16 protein-coding genes and 1 pseudogene are annotated in these 16,407 nt (G+C 62.5%); 12 read left to right on the top strand and 5 right to left on the bottom strand.

Annotated features, from left to right (window positions below):
- Nucleotides 1–7: 7 nt before the first annotated feature.
- The 4 genes from ACFFP0_RS22250 to mepA all read right to left on the bottom strand — a co-directional run bounded on the left by ACFFP0_RS22250 (nucleotide 8) and on the right by mepA (nucleotide 4,503).
- On the bottom strand, nucleotides 8–1,831 hold the full coding sequence (locus ACFFP0_RS22250) for an ABC transporter ATP-binding protein (protein WP_377264403.1): 1,824 nt from the start codon (nucleotides 1,829–1,831) through the stop codon (nucleotides 8–10).
- An 88-nt stretch (nucleotides 1,832–1,919) separates the two neighbouring features.
- Complete coding sequence (locus tag ACFFP0_RS22255) at nucleotides 1,920–2,942, bottom strand: glucokinase (protein ID WP_377264404.1); 1,023 nt, start codon at nucleotides 2,940–2,942, stop codon at nucleotides 1,920–1,922.
- Between the two features lie 8 nt (nucleotides 2,943–2,950).
- Nucleotides 2,951–3,331 carry a methylglyoxal synthase gene (locus ACFFP0_RS22260; RefSeq protein WP_377264405.1) on the bottom strand — a complete coding sequence of 127 codons (381 nt, stop codon included), beginning with the start codon at nucleotides 3,329–3,331 and terminating at the stop codon, nucleotides 2,951–2,953.
- Nucleotides 3,332–3,450: 119 nt separating this feature from the next.
- Complete coding sequence (mepA, locus tag ACFFP0_RS22265; RefSeq protein WP_377264406.1) at nucleotides 3,451–4,503, bottom strand: penicillin-insensitive murein endopeptidase; 1,053 nt, start codon at nucleotides 4,501–4,503, stop codon at nucleotides 3,451–3,453.
- A gap of 39 nt (nucleotides 4,504–4,542) precedes the next feature.
- Here mepA and ACFFP0_RS22270 point away from each other — a divergent pair, with 39 nt between their 5' ends.
- The 12 genes from ACFFP0_RS22270 (at nucleotide 4,543) to ACFFP0_RS22325 (ending at nucleotide 16,082) form a co-directional block, all read left to right on the top strand.
- The gene (locus ACFFP0_RS22270) at nucleotides 4,543–4,686 is read left to right on the top strand and encodes a hypothetical protein (RefSeq protein WP_377264407.1); all 144 of its coding nucleotides are present in this window, start codon (nucleotides 4,543–4,545) and stop codon (nucleotides 4,684–4,686) included.
- Nucleotides 4,687–4,689: 3 nt separating this feature from the next.
- A complete protein-coding gene (locus ACFFP0_RS22275; protein ID WP_377264408.1) occupies nucleotides 4,690–6,528 on the top strand; it encodes an extracellular solute-binding protein in 1,839 nt (612 codons plus the stop codon).
- Nucleotides 6,529–6,675: 147 nt separating this feature from the next.
- On the top strand, nucleotides 6,676–7,761 hold the full coding sequence (locus tag ACFFP0_RS22280) for a microcin C ABC transporter permease YejB (RefSeq protein ID WP_377264409.1): 1,086 nt from the start codon (nucleotides 6,676–6,678) through the stop codon (nucleotides 7,759–7,761).
- Nucleotides 7,761–8,906, top strand: a complete 1,146-nt coding sequence (locus tag ACFFP0_RS22285; protein WP_377264410.1) for an ABC transporter permease — start codon at nucleotides 7,761–7,763, stop codon at nucleotides 8,904–8,906. The genes ACFFP0_RS22280 and ACFFP0_RS22285 overlap by 1 nt, the downstream gene beginning before the upstream one ends.
- Before the next feature lie 72 nt (nucleotides 8,907–8,978).
- Nucleotides 8,979–9,266, top strand: a complete 288-nt coding sequence (locus ACFFP0_RS22290; protein WP_377264411.1) for a hypothetical protein — start codon at nucleotides 8,979–8,981, stop codon at nucleotides 9,264–9,266.
- Nucleotides 9,266–9,763 (top strand): type II toxin-antitoxin system VapC family toxin, encoded by a 498-nt coding sequence (locus ACFFP0_RS22295; protein WP_377264412.1) that lies wholly within the window; start codon nucleotides 9,266–9,268, stop codon nucleotides 9,761–9,763. The genes ACFFP0_RS22290 and ACFFP0_RS22295 overlap by 1 nt, the downstream gene beginning before the upstream one ends.
- Nucleotides 9,763–11,391, top strand: coding sequence for an ABC transporter ATP-binding protein (locus ACFFP0_RS22300; protein WP_377264413.1), 1,629 nt, complete (start codon nucleotides 9,763–9,765; stop codon nucleotides 11,389–11,391). Before ACFFP0_RS22295 ends, ACFFP0_RS22300 begins: the two co-directional genes overlap by 1 nt.
- Nucleotides 11,392–11,406: 15 nt before the next feature.
- Nucleotides 11,407–12,357, top strand: coding sequence for a 2-hydroxyacid dehydrogenase (locus ACFFP0_RS22305; RefSeq protein WP_377264414.1), 951 nt, complete (start codon nucleotides 11,407–11,409; stop codon nucleotides 12,355–12,357).
- A gap of 78 nt (nucleotides 12,358–12,435) precedes the next feature.
- A complete protein-coding gene (locus ACFFP0_RS22310) occupies nucleotides 12,436–12,768 on the top strand; it encodes a hypothetical protein (protein ID WP_377264415.1) in 333 nt (110 codons plus the stop codon).
- A gap of 271 nt (nucleotides 12,769–13,039) precedes the next feature.
- Complete coding sequence (pncB, locus tag ACFFP0_RS22315; RefSeq protein WP_377264416.1) at nucleotides 13,040–14,344, top strand: nicotinate phosphoribosyltransferase; 1,305 nt, start codon at nucleotides 13,040–13,042, stop codon at nucleotides 14,342–14,344.
- A gap of 250 nt (nucleotides 14,345–14,594) precedes the next feature.
- Nucleotides 14,595–14,990: a response regulator gene (locus ACFFP0_RS22320; protein ID WP_377264417.1), complete on the top strand. Its 396-nt coding sequence runs from the start codon at nucleotides 14,595–14,597 to the stop codon at nucleotides 14,988–14,990.
- A gap of 84 nt (nucleotides 14,991–15,074) precedes the next feature.
- Nucleotides 15,075–16,082 (top strand): NAD-dependent epimerase/dehydratase family protein, encoded by a 1,008-nt coding sequence (locus ACFFP0_RS22325; protein ID WP_377264418.1) that lies wholly within the window; start codon nucleotides 15,075–15,077, stop codon nucleotides 16,080–16,082.
- Nucleotides 16,083–16,247: 165 nt separating this feature from the next.
- On the opposite strand, the pseudogene ACFFP0_RS22330 reads toward ACFFP0_RS22325, so the two are convergent.
- Nucleotides 16,248–16,407, bottom strand: a pseudogene (locus tag ACFFP0_RS22330) (phosphomannomutase); the annotation flags it as partial.

Raw genomic sequence — 16,407 nt, forward strand, 5'->3', positions numbered from 1 at the left:
CGGTCCGTCAGATGCTGTTTTCACGCGATTGCAGATTGTTGAGGCGAGCGTAAAGGCCGTCCTTGCGCTGCGCAAGCACCTCGTGGGTGCCTTCTTCCATGACGCGGCCCTCGTGCATGACCACGATCTTGTCCGCCTTGACGACGGTGGAAAGGCGATGGGCGATGACGATCACGGTGCGGCCGCGCATGGCCGTGTCGAGCGCCTTCTGCACGGCGGCTTCCGATTCGTTGTCGAGCGCGGAGGTCGCTTCGTCGAGAAGCAGGATCGGCGCATTGCGCACCAGCGCGCGGGCGATGGAAAGACGCTGGCGCTGGCCGCCGGAAAGCGTCACGCCGTTTTCGCCGACGGGCGTCTCGTAGCCGAACGGCTGGGCGAGGATGAAATCGTGCGCATAGGCGAGCCGTGCGGCCGTTTCGACTTCCTCGTCCGTCGCATCCGGCCGGCCGTAGCGGATGTTGTCGCGGATCGTCCCTTCGAAGAGATAGGGTTGCTGCGAGACATAGGCGAGCTGGTGGCGCAGCGAGGCTTTCGTCACGCCCGCTATGTCCTGCCCGTCGATCAGGATCTGCCCTTCCGTAGGGTCGTAGAAACGCGGGATGAGGTTGATGATCGTCGACTTTCCGGCGCCCGACTGGCCGACCAGGGCCGTGGTTTGGCCGCCTTCGGCGACGATGTGGACATCCCTGAGAATCGGCGCGCCGCTGGCATAGGAAAAAGTGACGCCCTTCAGTTCGACGCGGGCGTCCGTCACGGTGAGATCCTTCGCGCCGGGCCTTTCCCGCTGCGCGGGTTGCATGTCGAGCAATGCGTAGATCATCTGCGCGTTGACCACGGCGCGGTCGATCTGGACCTGCAGCTTGGCGAGCCGGCGGGCGGGATCGTAGGCCAGCAGCAGTGCGGTGACGAAGGCGAAGAAGGCGCCGGGAGGCACTCCGTCGTAGATCGATCGGAAGGCCGCGTAGGCGAGCACGCTCGATATCGCAAACCCGGCAAAGGTTTCGGTGAGCGGTGACGTGCGTTCCGAAAGCCGTGCGATACGATTGGCGCGGCGCTCTGCGGTGTCGATGATGCCGTTCACCTTCCGCTCGAGCTCCTGCTCCATGGTGAAGGCCTTCACCACGGCAATGCCCTGGATGGTTTCCTGCATGGCCCCGAGAACGCGGCTGTTGACCTCGACCGATTCCCGCGTGGCAGCCCTGAGGCGCCGGGAGACGTATCGTAGAGCGTAGAGGAGCGGTGGCGCAACCGCGAAGACGATCAGCGACAGGACCCAGTCCTTGCTGACCATGACCCCGATCAGGGAGATGAGCGTCAGCAGATCGCGGGCCGTCGAGGTGACGGTCAGGTTGAGGACGTCGCGGATGCCGGCGACGTTCTGGCTGACCTGGGCGGCAAGATGCGCCGACCGTGCTTCCGCGAAGAAACCCACGGAGAGCGTCATCAGGTGCGAATAGAGCCGTCGCTGGTAGCGCGCGACGATATTGTTGCCGATCTTGGAAAGCGTCACGGCCTGCCCGTAGGTCGCGAAACCGCGCAGGACGAAGGCGGCGAGGATCGCTCCGCAGATCAGCCACACCACGTCCGCGCGCCGGTTGGCGAATGCCTCGTTGACGACGGATTCCATGATCCAGGCCGTGAATGCGGTGGAAAGGGCCACGACGATGAGGCAAAGGATCGCGAAAACATATCCGCGGATGTGGTCCCGGCCGTTTTCGGCGATCACCCGTTTTAAGACTGACACAACCGTCTCGGAACCGACGTGCTGTTTTTTTTCGCTGGCGGCTTTCAAAAAGGCCCTTCCCGTTTCGTCGGCAGTGCCGACTTTCATGTGAGGGGCGTATTAAACGCTCGGGACCGTTTTTGAAAGCAGCGGGGGCAAGATTCGGACAGGCTGTTGCATTCCGGCATGGTCGGAACTACCGCCGCCACCGGCGACCGTCGGTTGAAATTCCGTAGGCCGAAGGCGTGCGGGCGAAGCTTGCGAGCCCGGCAAGCGCGGCCTGCGGATGGGTGACGACAAAGGTCGGGATCGTGCCCATCAGTTCCGAATGCGGGGCCTTGTCTTCGAATGCGGCCCGGAATTCGGGGCCTTTCAGCGCCGGGACGATCTTTTGGGAAATGCCGCCGGCAAGGTAGACGCCACCGCGCGCCATGAAGATCAGCGCCATGTCGCCGGCCACGCGGCCGAGATAGGTGGAAAACAGCGAAAGCGTCTCGACCGCCTGCGGGTCCGTGCCGTTCAGGCCGCGCGCGGTGATGTCCGCCGGATCGGAAAAGGCGGGGTTCACACCATCGGCAGCGCAGACGGCCTGATAGATGTTGACGACGCCCCGGCCACTCAGGACTTCCTCGGCGGACACGCGGCCTTCTATCCTCCTGAGATGCGGAAATATCTGGAAATCCCGTTCCGAGCGCGGGCCGACATCCACATGCCCGCCTTCGCCCGGAACCGGGAACCAGGTCTGCCGGGCATAAACGAGCCCCGCGACGCCAAGCCCGGTGCCGGGGCCAAGCACGACGCGGGAAGCAAGATGCGGCTCGCCATCCGGGCCAAGGGTTTCGCGATATTCCTCCGGCAGGGCGGCGACGGCCAGCGCCTGCGCCTCGAAATCGTTGACGACCAGCACGTCCTCGAAGCCGAGATTGGCGATCATCGCCTTCGGCCGGACCACCCAGGCGCAGTTCGTCAGGTCGATTTCGTCGCCGTCGATCGGTCCGGCAATCGCAAGGATCGCGGAACGCGGCCGAACGGAGGCCTCGTCGAGCACGACCTGCTGGATCGCTTCGTCGATGGTCGCATAGTCCGCGGTGCGGACATGGGGGAAGGGTTTCGGTTCCGCGCGAGCGTCGATCAGGATCGAGAATCGGGCATTGGTGCCGCCGATATCGCCGATGAGGATGGGGAAGGGAAGGGTGTCGCTTTTCGAGCTATCGGCCATCGGGGAGCTCAGTCCTTCTGAAAGTCGATGAGTTTTTCGGCTGTGGCACGGTTGAGCGCCATCGGTATGTCATAGACGGTCGCAAGCCGGGTCAGGGCCTTCACGTCGACATCGTGGGGCAATGCGCTCAAGGGGTCGATGAAGAAAATCAGCATGTCGACCTCGCCGGTTGCGATCATCGCGCCGATCTGCTGGTCGCCGCCGAGCGGCCCGCTTTTGAGCCGTGTGACCTTCAGTTCCGGACAGGCGTCCTGAACCCGCCCGCCGGTCGTGCCGGTCGCGACGATGCGGAAGCGGGACAACGCGGCCTGGTGATGGCGGGCAAAATCCGCCATGTCGTCCTTCTTCTGGTCGTGCGCTATCAGCGCGATGCAGGGCTTGACCGACATGAACGGGCGTCCTTCCCCGGGGGCGGTTTCAATCGATTTGCACTGCTTCTAGCGTGCCGCCGCGCCCTTGGGAAGGTGCGGAGTGGCCGGCAGTTTCAATGCCGGCGTCATTCCGGGGACTATTGCAGCGGGCGCGGTGTCGGCACCGGCACGTTGGCCGAGGCGGTTGGCTGCTCGTCGATGATCGCCTCGATGTTCTTCACCGGCAGGGGCGCCGCCGGCTGGGCCGTATAGGCCATCGCGCCGCCGCCGAAGGTCGCTTCCTCCTCGGAACGCGCCGGGGCGGCAAGCACGGCCGCGCAGGCCCTGGGCAGGTCGGACAGCGTGACGGGGCGCGGCTTGACCGGCTTCTTGTTCGGATCGGGCTTTGGCGGCTCCCACGGTTCCTTGGTGAACCACCATGCGAGCGATTTGTCGCAACCGTCCCCCTTGGTGACGGCCGCCTGCTTCTGGCAGCCGGGGGCGCCGGGCGGACATGAGATGCGGATATGGAAATGTTCGTCGTGGCCGTAGATGGGACGCACCTTGCCGAGCAGCGAGCGGTCGCCGGTCCAGGTGTCGCAGAGCTTCTTCTTGATCGCCGGATTGACGAAGACCCGTTCCACCTGGGGGTAGCTCGCCGCCTTCATGACGACCTTGGCATGCGTGCTCGTCCATTTCGAGGAATCGACGGTCAGGAACTTGCTCTTGTCGAGCATGGAGGTGAACGGCATGTTCTCGCGCTCCTGCGGCGAGAGCGTCCGTTCGGGCTTCGGCGTGAACCAGACATCCGCATCGAGGCCGATCTGGTGCGAGGAATGGCCGGAAAGCATGGGGCCGCCGCGCGGTTGCGAGATGTCGCCGACAAGAATCCCCGATCCCCAGCCGAGCCTGGCGGCATCGCGGGAGAACTGTTCCAGAAGCGCGATCATTTCCGGGTTGCCCCAGCGGCGGTTGCGCGAAAGGCGCATGGCCTGCCAGGTCGGTCCGTCGGTGGGAAGCGCGACGGCGCCGGACATGCAGCCCTTGGCGTAGAAGCCGAGCGGCTGGGGTTCGGCATTGCTCGGCAGCGCCACTCCGCCGAACAGCTGCTTTGCCGGCGTGCCTTCCTGCGCCATCGTCGGGCCTGAGAAGGTGCCAAGAAGAAAAGCGGCTGCAGTCAGCCTGAGAATTGTACGCGAAATCGATGTCATGCCATCCGCCGCAAATCACCCCGATATGTCGAATCTACCGTGAAACAGGATTTTGGTGAAATGGAGATCGGCCCGGATCGCATCGATTTTCCGGCAGATAAATTGGTTGTGAGTGCCGGACTCCTGTTTTTTGCCGGCTTTTGTCCTATGCTTCGCCGCAACAAAGAACTTGAGAAGGGGTAGCGAATGATCTTGGCTCGGCTGAAGATAGGCTTCGCAATCGTTTTGGCGGCAGGGGTTTTCGAAGCATCGTCCGTCGCAGCCCAGGAACAGCAATGGCGTCACGGGGTTGCCGTGCTCGACGCGCTGAAACTGCCGGCAGATTTCAAGCATCTTCCCTATGTCAATCCGGATGCGCCGAAGGGCGGGGAGCTGCGCATGTCGGAGGAGGGAACCTTCGACAATTTCAATCCCGTCATCGACAGGGGCGCTCCTGCGGCAGGCATTTCCAGCATCTTCGATACGCTCATGAAGCGCTCGGAAGACGAGGTCTTCGCCACTTACGGCCTTCTCGCGGAAGCAATTTCCTATCCGGAAGACATGTCTTCGGCGGCCTTCCGGCTTCGTCCCGAGGCGAAATGGGCGGACGGCCAGCCCGTGACGCCGGAAGACGTGGTGTTCAGCTTCGAGAAGGCGAAGGAAAACAGCGCGTTCTTCTCCGGTTACTACCGGCATGTGACTTCGGCGGAGAAGACCGGCGAGCGCGAGGTGACGTTCCGCTTCGATGAAAAGAACAACCGCGAACTTCCCTCCATCGTCGGCGATTTCCCCATCCTGCCGAAGCATTGGTGGGAAGGAAGGAACGCCCAGGGCCAGCAGCGCGATATCTCCCGCACGACGCTCGATGCGCCGATGGGGTCCGGCCCCTACAGGATCGCATCCACCCAGCCCGGTTCCGCCATCCGTTATGAGTTGCGGGACGATTACTGGGGCAAGGATCTGCCGGTCAATGCCGGGCAGAACAACTTCCGGGTGATCAGTTATACCTATTTCTCCGACCGCGACGTGGAATTCGAGGCCTTCCGCGCCGGCAATGTCGACTATACGCAGGAAAACAGCGCAAGTCGCTGGGCGACCCGTTACGATTTCGCGGCGGTCAAGGAAGGGCGCATAACCCGCGAGGTGCTGACGAATCCCTTCCGCGCCACCGGGGTCATGCAGGCCTACGTACCGAATATCCGCCGCGATATTTTCAAGGATGCGCGGGTCCGCGAAGCGCTGAACTACGCCTATGATTTCGAGGATCTCAACAGGAATCTCGCCTATGGCGGCCTGAAGCGTGTCGACAGCTTCTTCTGGGGAACGAGCCTAGCCTCTTCCGGCCTGCCTGAGGGCCGCGAGCTGGAAATACTCGAGGGACTGAAGGACAAGGTGCCGCCGGAGGTCTTCACGACGCCCTATGCCAATCCTGTCGGCGGCGATCCGCAGAAGGTGCGCGACAACCTGCGCAAGGCGGTGGCCCTGTTCAAGGATGCGGGATGGGAGCTGAAGGGCAACCAGATGGTCAATACCAGGACCGGCCGGCCCATGAGCTTCGAGATATTGCTGAACAGCCAGTCGCAGGAGCGCACGGTGCTGCCTTACGTGGCGAGCCTCAAGAAGATCGGCGTCGATGCCCGCATCCGAACCGTCGATGCCTCCCAATACATCAACCGGGTCCGAAGCTTCGATTACGACATGATCTACGGCATCTGGGCGCAGACGATGAATCCCGGCAACGAACAGGCGGAATATTGGGGTTCCCAGTCCGCGACCCGGCCCGGCTCGCGCAATTACGCGGGCATTGCCGATCCGGCGGTGGACGATCTCATCCGCATGGTGACGACGGCTCCCGACCGCGATGAGCAGGTGGCGGCGGTCAAGACGCTGGATCGCGTTCTGCTCGCCAATCATTTCGTCATCCCGATGTTCTATTCCGGCGAGGCGAAGATCGCCTACTGGAATACGATCACCCACCCGGCGACCCTGCCGGAATACGGCATCGGCTTTCCCGATATCTGGTGGTCGACGAATGCCGGCAAGTGATTGGTGTGAGCCCGGGCTTGCGCCGGCATGCCTCACCTGTTCCAAATGAACCCGATGATTCGCACCGAAGAACCGAGGAAAGAGCCATTTGATCGACATGCGGATACGCGCTGAGCCAAGGCCCGTGGCAATGGGCAGGGAAATCTGATGGGCGCCTATGTCATCCGCCGTCTCCTGCTGATGATACCGACCATCGTCGGCATCATGGCGATTTCCTTCCTCGTCGTGCAATTCGCCCCGGGCGGCCCCGTCGAGCAGGTGATCGCCCAGATACAGGGACAGGACACCGGCGACAGGCTTTCCGGCGGCAGCGATATCCTGACGATGAACCAAGGGGGCAGCGGGGAGTCCCGCTATCGGGGCGCCCAGGGCCTCGATCCGGAATTCATCAAGAAGCTGGAGCGGCAATTCGGTTTCGACAAGCCGCCCCTGACGCGCTTTCTCGAAATGATGGGGAACTACATCCGCTTCGATTTCGGAGAGAGCTTCTTCCGCAATACGCCGGTTCTCGACCTCATCGTCGACAAGATGCCGGTATCGATTTCGCTGGGCTTCTGGATTCTCATCGTGTCCTACGTGATCTCGATCCCGCTCGGCATCCGCAAGGCGGTGAAGGACGGGTCCACTTTCGACGTCTGGACGTCCGGCGTCATCGTCGTGGGTTATGCGGTGCCGAGCTTTCTCGTCGGCATTCTGCTGATCGTTCTTTTCGCCGGCGGCTCCTTCCTCGACTGGTTCCCCTTGCGCGGCCTCGTCTCGGACAATTTCTCCGAGCTTTCCTGGTGGCAGAAGATCGTCGACTACTTCTGGCACCTGACGCTGCCGTTGATCGCGCTGTCGTTGTCCGCCTTCGCCACGACGACGCTGCTGACGAAGAATTCCTTCATCGACGAGATCAAGAAGCAATACGTGGTCACCGCCCGCGCCAAGGGGCTTACCGAGCGCCAGGTGCTCTACGGACACGTATTCCGGAATGCGATGCTGATCGTCATCGCCGGTTTTCCGGGCGCCTTCATATCGGCTTTCTTCACCGGCTCGCTCCTGATCGAGAACATCTTCTCGCTGGACGGGTTGGGCCGGCTCGGTTACCTCTCGGTCGTCAACCGGGATTATCCGATCGTCTTCGGGACGCTCTACATCTTCTCCCTGCTCGGCCTCGTCGTCAGCCTGATATCCGACCTGATCTATACCTGGATCGACCCGCGCATCGATTTCGAGCGGAGGGATGTCTGATGGAGGCTTCCGCCACAAGCGCCGCCCGTGTGGCTCCGCCGCAGAAGCGGCCCCTTTTGTCGCCGACCAACAAGCGAAGGCTGGCCAATTTCCGCGCCAACAAGCGTGGTTTCTGGTCCTTCTGGATCTTCATGGTCCTTTTCATCCTCAGCCTGCTGGCGGAATTCATCGCCAACGACCGGCCGGTCATCGCCTCCTACAAGGGCGAAATCCTCTATCCGGTCCTTGTCGATTATCCGGAGGAGAAATTCGGCGGCTTCCTGGCCACCACCGATTACCGGTCCGACTTCATCCAGCAGGAAATCGGCGCCAACGGCTGGATGATCTGGCCGCCCGTCCGCTATTCCTACCAGACGGTCAATTCGAACCTTCCCTATTCCGCGCCGACCAAGCCATTCTGGCTGATGGAGAAGGCGGAGCGCTGCAAGGCCTATCCCCAGGGAGACCGGGACCCGAATTGCACGCTGGGCAACATGAACTGGCTCGGCACCGACGACCAGGCGCGCGATGTCACCGCCCGCATGATCTATGGTTTCCGCATCTCCGTCCTGTTCGGCCTGGCGCTCACGATCTGCTCGGCGATCATCGGCGTGACGGCCGGCGCGCTCCAGGGTTATTTCGGAGGCTGGACCGACCTCCTGTTCCAGCGTTTCATCGAGATCTGGTCGTCCATGCCGGTCCTCTACATCCTCCTGATCATCGCCTCCATTCTGCCGCCCGGCTTCTTCATCCTGCTCGGCATCCTGCTGCTTTTCTCCTGGACGGGTTTCGTGGGGGTCGTGCGCGCGGAATTCCTGAGGGCGCGCAACTTCGAATACGTGCGGGCGGCGCGGGCGCTCGGCGTCGGCAACCGGACGATCATGTTCCGGCATCTGCTGCCGAACGCCATGGTGGCGACGCTGACCTTCCTGCCGTTCATCCTCTCGGGCTCGATCGCGACGTTGACGTCGCTCGATTTCCTGGGCTTCGGCCTGCCGCCCGGCTCTCCCTCGCTTGGCGAGATGATCCAGCAGGGCAAGAACAATCTTCAGGCGCCATGGCTCGGGTTCACCGCCTTCTTCACCATGTCGGTCATGCTGTCACTGCTGATCTTCATCGGCGAAGCCGTGCGCGATGCCTTCGACCCCAGAAAGACGTTCGGGTGAATGCAGCCTCGTTTTCCGTGTGCTTTTGCGATAGATTTCCACATGTCGATGTGGAGCAACGGACTGTGAGCCATGAATAAGATTGTTCGCGATCATTATCCCGCAGCGAATCTTCCCGAGGACTTGAGACAGGGACTTGAGAAGGACGCCACGGTAAGAATTGTGATCGAAGAAGAAAGTCCGGAGCACACGGATGTTTATCCGGGCTTCGGGGGGCTCTCCTCGATCCGGCGCAAACCGATGACGGCAAAAGAGGCTGTAGAGGCTATCAAGCGATATAAGGCGGAAGGAAGACCTTCCGTAAGCTCGGAGGACGCTGTTGCCCGGATTCGTCAGCTGCGAGACGAATGGGACGATTGATGAAGGGCGTCCGCAAAGTCTACCTTGATACCAATATCTTCATAATGGCATTCGAGAAGAGAGATGCGATTGCAGATATCTTGGCCGAGTTGTTTACCATAGACACCGCCAACGGACCGAAATTCACGACAAGCGAGCTTTCTCTTTCGGAACTCTTGGTGACACCCTATCGGGAAAATAACGATAGCCTGATCGACAACTACGAAAATCTCATGATCAGCAGTGATTGGCTCGAAGTGCTGCCTGCCGTGGCGCCTACGCTTCGTTACGCGGCAGTGATGCGCGCCCAATATTCCAGCCTCAAGTTGCCGGATGCAATCCATCTATCGACGGCCATAGGTGCGCAGTGCTCGCATTTCCTGACAGCCGACAGGGGCATTAAAGACCAATATTCGCTTACCCATGTTCGCTACGGCATTACGAAACGGGCATCGCCCGTTACCGTTCTCCGTCCGGATGAAGCAACGCTCAATTCTCTCATCGAAAGCCTGGCCTGATGACAGAGCCTCTCCTTTCCGTCCGCGATCTGTCCGTCGCCTTCCGCCAGGGTCCGGATACCGTGCTGGCCGTCGACCGGGTCTCCTTCGACATTCATCCGGGCGAGGTGGTCGCGCTCGTCGGTGAATCCGGCTCCGGCAAGTCGGTGACAGCCAACTCCATCCTGAAGCTGCTGCCTTATCCGGCCGCAAGCCACCCTTCCGGGCAGATCCTGTTCGACGGCAAGGAGCTGCTCAAGGCCTCCGAGCCCGAGTTGCGCCGCGTGCGCGGCGACGACATCACCATGATCTTCCAGGAGCCGATGACGTCGCTCAATCCGCTCCATTCGATCGAGAGGCAGGTCGGCGAAATCCTGGAGCTGCATCATGGCATCACCGGCCAGGCGGCTCGCGGACGCATCCTCGAGCTTCTCAACCAAGTCGGCATCCGCGAGCCGGAAAAGCGGCTGAGCGCGTATCCGCACGAGCTTTCCGGAGGCCAGCGCCAGCGCGTGATGATCGCCATGGCGCTCGCCAACCGTCCCAAGCTCCTGATCGCCGACGAGCCGACGACGGCGCTCGACGTCACCGTGCAGGCGCAGATCCTCGAACTGCTGCGGCGGCTGAAGGGCGAGCATGGCATGTCCATGCTGTTCATCACCCATGATCTCGGCATCGTGCGCAAGTTCGCCGATCGCGTCTGCGTCATGACCAAGGGCAGGATCGTCGAGACCGGCGCGGTGGAGGATGTCTTCGCCAGTCCGCAGCACGACTACACCCGGCATCTGCTTTCCTCCGAGCCGCGTGGCGAACCGCCGCTGGCCGATCCTTCGAAGCCGGTCGTGATGCAAGGCAAGGACATCAAGGTCTGGTTTCCCATCAAGGCCGGATTGCTGCGCAAGGTCGTTGACCATGTGAAGGCGGTGGATGGCATCGATCTCACCCTGCGCGCCGGGGAAACGCTGGGCGTCGTGGGCGAATCCGGTTCCGGCAAGACGACGCTCGGCCTGGCGCTTGCCCGCCTCATCGCGTCGGAAGGACGCATCGTCTTCATCGGCAACGAGATCGACAGGTTCTCCTTCAAGGAGATGCGGCCGTTCCGCGACCGGCTGCAGGTGGTTTTCCAGGACCCCTACGGCTCGCTCAGCCCGCGCATGTCCGTCGGCGAGATCATCGCCGAGGGGCTGAAGGTGCATGAGCGGTCGCTTTCCGCCGACGAACGCGACGAGCGGGTGGCCTGGGCCCTGACGGAAGTGGGGCTCGACCCGGCCACGCGCTGGCGTTATCCGCACGAATTCTCCGGCGGCCAGCGTCAGCGTATCGCGATCGCCCGCGCCATGGTCCTGAAGCCGCGTTTCGTCATGCTTGACGAGCCGACCTCGGCGCTCGACATGACCGTGCAGGCGCAGGTCGTGGACCTGCTTCGCGACCTGCAGAAGAAACACGATCTCGCCTATCTCTTCATCAGCCACGACCTGAAGGTGGTGAAGGCCCTCGCCAACCATGTCATCGTCATGCGGTTTGGCAAGGTGGTGGAGGAAGGGCCGGCCGACCGGATTTTCCGGGCGCCCAGGGAAGATTATACTCGCGCGCTGATGGCGGCCGCCTTCAATCTCGAAGCCGTCGAGACCGGCGCCGTCAGCCAATAGCCGAAGGTCACCTGAATGTCTGCGAAGAAATCGGTCGTCATAGACCTCAAGTTCGAACGGCGCGAGATCGGCGCCGCGCTTGCCGGCGCCTTTTCCGGCAGGGCCGTGTTGCATGCCTCCGATTCCGGCCTCGACATTTCGGATGCCCGTTACGCGATCGTCTGGAAGCCGGACCCCAACATCTTTCAGCGCGCGCCGAAGCTGGAGGTTCTCTTTTCGGGTGGCGCGGGCGTCGACCATATCCTTTCCATGCCCGGCCTGCCCGATATTCCGATCGTCCGTTTCGTGGACGAAAGCCTGACGAACCGCATGAGCGAATGGGTCGTCCTGCAGGCCCTGAGCCATCTCAGGCAGGTGCCTGCCTATCTCGGGCAGCAGCGGGAGCGTCGCTGGCGCGAACTCTCCCAGCCGGAGGCCGGGGATATCACCGTCGGTGTGATGGGGCTTGGCGTACTCGGTCTGGATTCCGTCAGGAAGCTCGGGATCATGGGGTTCAACGTGGTCGGCTGGTCGCGCAGCGGGAAGACGATCGAAGGCGTCGAAACGTTCGACGGCGGCGAACTGGATGCCTTTCTCGCCAGAACGGATATTCTTGTCGGCCTGCTTCCCCTGACGTCGGATACGCGCGGCATTTTCAATGCCGCGCTGTTTGGGAAGCTCCGGCAGGGCGGCGCGCTCGGCAAGCCCGTTTTCATCAATGCGGGCCGCGGTGGCAGCCAGGTGGATGCTGATCTGGTCGGGGCGCTGGAAAGCGGTGTCCTCGGCGGTGCTTCGCTCGATGTCTTCGAGACGGAGCCCCTGCCGGCGGACAGTCCCTATTGGGCGCTGGAAAATGTCTTCGTCACGCCGCATGCCGCCTCGGCTTCCGACGTGCGGGCGCTGTTCCGAAATGCCGAGGTCCAGATGACGCGTTACGAGGCGGGCCAGCCTCTCGAACATGTCGTGGATGTCAAGGCGGGCTATTGATCCCGGCGGAACATTCATATCCGCAGGCAGTTCCTTGTGCATGGGCCGGTTAATCCGGCTGCAGCAAGGAGCGAAACCATGAATAGCCGCTTCGATCCCGGGAAAGCCGAGAGCCGCCACCCGAACCCGGACGGCTCGCCGGCCGGGGAAACGCTGAGCGCCACCGAAGCGCGGCAGGGCCGGTGGGGCGCGCCGGTGCTGGTGGTGCTGGTTGCGGGCCTGGTGCTCGCCATGATCGCCTGGGGCGGCGCCGAATGGTGGGGCGAAGCCACCGAGCCGCCGGCCGGGCAGACCGCGACGCCGCCTGCCGGCGACACGACGCCCCGAAATCCGGATGCGCTTCCTTCCGCCAATCCGGCCAATCCGCCCGCGCCGACGCCGCCGGCAACCGGTGCGCCCGCCGGCAACTAGAACATGTCGCGCGCGCAAAGGCGCGCAGCGGTCCTGCGGCAACGACATGCGGGAAAACAGCAGCCTGAGGCGCGGCAAGCGGATTTGAAAGATCGCGGCGTGCTTCAGGGGCAATCCGGGTTTGCCGGCAACGACATGCGGAGGCCAGAATTGCGTTCTGGACTTCCTCTGCTTTTTTTTCGATAAAACTGCCCGGAGGTTGATCAGCCGTTGCCTCCGAATGCATCTCAGTCGGCGGAGCCGGTCCCGAAGGGCCGGGGCAAGGGCAGGCATGACCAAGACCGATATTGCAGCCAGGGTCTACAACCACACCTGGAAGCTGGACCCGATCATCCGCAGCTTGATCGATACGGATTTCTACAAGCTCCTGATGCTGCAGATGATCTGGAAACTCTATCCGGATGTCGATGCGACCTTTTCGCTGATCAACCGCACGACCAGCGTCAAGCTGGCGGAGGAGATCGATGAAGGCGTGCTTCGCGAGCAGCTCGACCATGCCCGTACCGTCGGCCTCTCCAAGAAGGAAATGATCTGGCTCGCGGGCAATACCTTCTATGGCCGCAAGCAGATCTTCGAGCCGGAATTCCTGAACTGGCTTGCCGGCTACAAGCTGCCGGAATACGAGCTCTCCAAGCGTGACGGCCAGTATGAGCTGACCTTCCACGGCAAGTGGGTGGAGACGACCCTCTGGGAAATTCCCGCCCTCGCGATCATCAACGAGCTCCGCTCGCGCTCAGCCATGCGCTCGCTCGGTTATTTCACGCTCGACGTGCTCTATGCCCGGGCCAAGGCCAAGATGTGGGAGAAGGTCGAGCGCCTGCGCATGCTGCCGGGCCTGCGCATCTCCGATTTCGGGACACGCCGGCGGCATAGCTTCCTCTGGCAGCGCTGGTGCGTGGAGGCGCTGAAGGAAGGTATCGGCGAGGCGTTCACCGGCACCAGCAACGTGTTGCTCGCCATGGATTCCGATCTCGAAGCCGTCGGAACCAATGCGCACGAACTTCCCATGGTCGCCGCCGCGCTGGCCAGGACGGACGAGGAGTTGCGCAATTCGCCCTATGAGGTCCTGAAGGACTGGAACCGCCTCTATCATGGCAACCTGCTGATCGTCCTGCCGGATGCTTTCGGCACCGCCGCCTTTCTGCGGGATGCGCCGGACTGGGTGGCGGACTGGACGGGGTTCAGGCCGGACAGCGCTCCGCCGATCGAAGGCGGCGAGAAGATCATAGCGTGGTGGAAGAAGATGGGCCGCGACCCGAGGGGCAAGATGCTGATCTTCTCCGACGGGCTGGATGTCGACGCGATCATCGATACCTACCGGCATTTCGAGGGGCGGGTGCGCATGAGCTTCGGCTGGGGCACCAACCTGACGAACGACTTCGCCGGATGCGCGCCGCGCGAGATCGCCGGGCTGATGCCGATTTCCGTGGTCTGCAAGGTGAGCGAGGCGAACGGCCGTCCGGCCGTGAAACTTTCGGACAATCCGCGCAAGGCGACCGGCGATCCGGCCGAGGTGGAGCGCTATCTGAAATTCTTCGGCCGGGAAGACCGCGTCGATCAGGCCGTCCTGGTTTGATGGAAGAACAGGCCCCCGGCGACGGGCGCGCCGGCCGCTCTTCCACATAGGTCCCCGGCGGCCGGCGGGCTCCTCCCTCCCGGTCGCCTTTCGCTGGCGGATGAAATCCGGGGGAGGCGGGTTCCCGAAATGCAAGGCGCGAACGCTTCCCGACGATTGCCGATCAAAAAATCGGCAATTGGCCTTCGCTCCTATTGCCAAGAAGCGATCGGATTCTATTTGCATCTTCAGAATCCGGGAGGGCCTGACCGTGGAATACCGTTTCCTGATCGTCGAGGACAGTCTGCTGGTAGCCATGGATATCGAGGATGCGGTTCACCGAAGCGGGCACGATGTCGTCGGCATCGCCCCCGATATGAGCGTGGCGCTGAACTACACGCGCGATACGGATATCGCTTTCGTGGACGTACGCCTGGCCGATGGCGAGACCGGTCCGGCGATTGCGACCGCGCTGGCCGAATGCGGCATCGTGGTCATCATGATCACCGGCAATCCCGGCCTAGTCGCCTCCGGCGTTTCCGGCGCTGTCGGCGTCATGGCGAAGCCGCTCACCGACCAGGCCTCCATGGACCTGATCCAGTTCGCCGTCGACCGCAAGAACGGCCGGCCCGGCACGCCGCCGGCGAGATTGCGGCTTTTCCATTAAAATCCGCCCCTGTTCTCGGAAACGGCTGTCCAACCCGTGGATGACGGAGTATGGGATCGTCCGAGAAGATGGGTGGGTCCACAGATGCGTTATTTCATTACCGGAACGGCGGGTTTTATCGGTTTCCATGTGGCGCGACGCCTGTTGGAGGACGGCCATGAGGTCCTGGGCTTCGACGGCATGACCCCCTATTACAGCCTGCGGCTCAAGGAAGCGCGCAATGCGGCGCTGGCGCAGTTTCCCGGTTTCCGGCCGGTCGTCGGCATGCTGGAGGACAAGCCGCTCCTGGAGAAGGAGAGCGCCGGTTTCAGGCCGGACGTCCTGATCCATCTCGCCGCCCAGGCGGGCGTGCGCTACAGCCTCGAAAATCCCAAGGCCTATCTCGATTCCAATCTGGTCGGGTCCTGGAACGTTCTGGAAATCGCCCGGAACCAGGGTGTGGACCACCTGATGCTCGCCTCGACCTCCTCGGTCTACGGCGCCAATCCCGAAGTTCCGTTCCGGGAGGCCGACAAGGCCGATGAGCCGCTCACCTTCTATGCCGCGAGCAAGAAGGCGATGGAGCTGATGGCGCATTCCTACGCCCATCTTTACAAGGTGCCGACGACGGCGTTCCGTTTCTTCACCGTTTACGGTCCCTGGGGCCGGCCCGACATGGCGCTCTTCAAGTTCGTCAAGGCGATGATCGAGGACCGCGAGATCGAGATCTACGGCGAAGGCAAGATGAGCCGGGATTTCACCTATATCGACGATCTGGTGGATTCGATCATCGACTTGTCGCGGATCTTCCCGGGCGAGGAAAACCGCGTCGCCGGTATCGATACGCTGTCCGCCCAGGGACCGTTCCGCGTGGTCAATATCGGAGGCGGGCAGCCGTCAGGCCTTCTCGATTTCGTCGAGACCATCGAGCGGATCATGGGGAAGCCGGCAAGGCGGAAGATGCTGCCGATGCAGAAGGGCGACGTGCCGAGAACCTTCGCAAGTCCCGACCTGCTCGTCGCCCTGACCGGACGGAAACCCGGGACGGGGCTGGAAGAGGGGGTCGAAGCCTTCGTGAAATGGTATCTCGACCACCGGCACGAGGTCGACTGATTCTCGTGCAGGCCCCTGATGCATCGCGCAAAGCCGTGCGACGGCCTTGCGGCATGCGTGAAACAACAAGTTAAAGTCTGCCGCGTGGGGCTCTTTTCACGCGACGGGCGTTAGCTCCGGGCCTGCTGTCGCTTCGTTTTCCGGTTCATGCCCGGTTCCGGGCCGTCAGGGTTTCTGTCCCGACGCCCATTCGCGGATCAGTTCCAGCCCCTGCCGCAGCAGTTTTTTAGCGGTGAGTTGGTTTTGCGCCTCGACATAGCAGCGCATTTCGGGTGCGTTACCGGAGGGCCGCAGGTGGACGATCCGGCCGTCTGCAAGGGTGACC

The sequence above is a fragment of the Neorhizobium puerariae genome, assembly GCF_042429745.1.
Lineage (GTDB): Bacteria > Pseudomonadota > Alphaproteobacteria > Rhizobiales > Rhizobiaceae > Neorhizobium > Neorhizobium puerariae.

Bases quoted from the DNA above. Each gene is read 5' to 3' on its own strand.
- ACFFP0_RS22290 (WP_377264411.1), top strand. From the start codon at position 8,979: ATGAATAAGATTGTTCGCGATCATTATCCCGCAGCGAATCTTCCCGAG.
- ACFFP0_RS22250 (WP_377264403.1), bottom strand. From the start codon at position 1,831: ATGAAAGTCGGCACTGCCGACGAAACGGGAAGGGCCTTTTTGAAAGCC.
- ACFFP0_RS22260 (WP_377264405.1), bottom strand. From the start codon at position 3,331: ATGTCGGTCAAGCCCTGCATCGCGCTGATAGCGCACGACCAGAAGAAG.
- ACFFP0_RS22285 (WP_377264410.1), top strand. From the start codon at position 7,761: ATGGAGGCTTCCGCCACAAGCGCCGCCCGTGTGGCTCCGCCGCAGAAG.
- ACFFP0_RS22300 (WP_377264413.1), top strand. From the start codon at position 9,763: ATGACAGAGCCTCTCCTTTCCGTCCGCGATCTGTCCGTCGCCTTCCGC.
- ACFFP0_RS22325 (WP_377264418.1), top strand. From the start codon at position 15,075: ATGCGTTATTTCATTACCGGAACGGCGGGTTTTATCGGTTTCCATGTG.
- mepA (WP_377264406.1), bottom strand. From the start codon at position 4,503: ATGACATCGATTTCGCGTACAATTCTCAGGCTGACTGCAGCCGCTTTT.
- ACFFP0_RS22305 (WP_377264414.1), top strand. From the start codon at position 11,407: ATGTCTGCGAAGAAATCGGTCGTCATAGACCTCAAGTTCGAACGGCGC.
- ACFFP0_RS22295 (WP_377264412.1), top strand. From the start codon at position 9,266: ATGAAGGGCGTCCGCAAAGTCTACCTTGATACCAATATCTTCATAATG.
- ACFFP0_RS22255 (WP_377264404.1), bottom strand. From the start codon at position 2,942: ATGGCCGATAGCTCGAAAAGCGACACCCTTCCCTTCCCCATCCTCATC.
- ACFFP0_RS22275 (WP_377264408.1), top strand. From the start codon at position 4,690: ATGATCTTGGCTCGGCTGAAGATAGGCTTCGCAATCGTTTTGGCGGCA.
- pncB (WP_377264416.1), top strand. From the start codon at position 13,040: ATGACCAAGACCGATATTGCAGCCAGGGTCTACAACCACACCTGGAAG.
- ACFFP0_RS22310 (WP_377264415.1), top strand. From the start codon at position 12,436: ATGAATAGCCGCTTCGATCCCGGGAAAGCCGAGAGCCGCCACCCGAAC.
- ACFFP0_RS22280 (WP_377264409.1), top strand. From the start codon at position 6,676: ATGGGCGCCTATGTCATCCGCCGTCTCCTGCTGATGATACCGACCATC.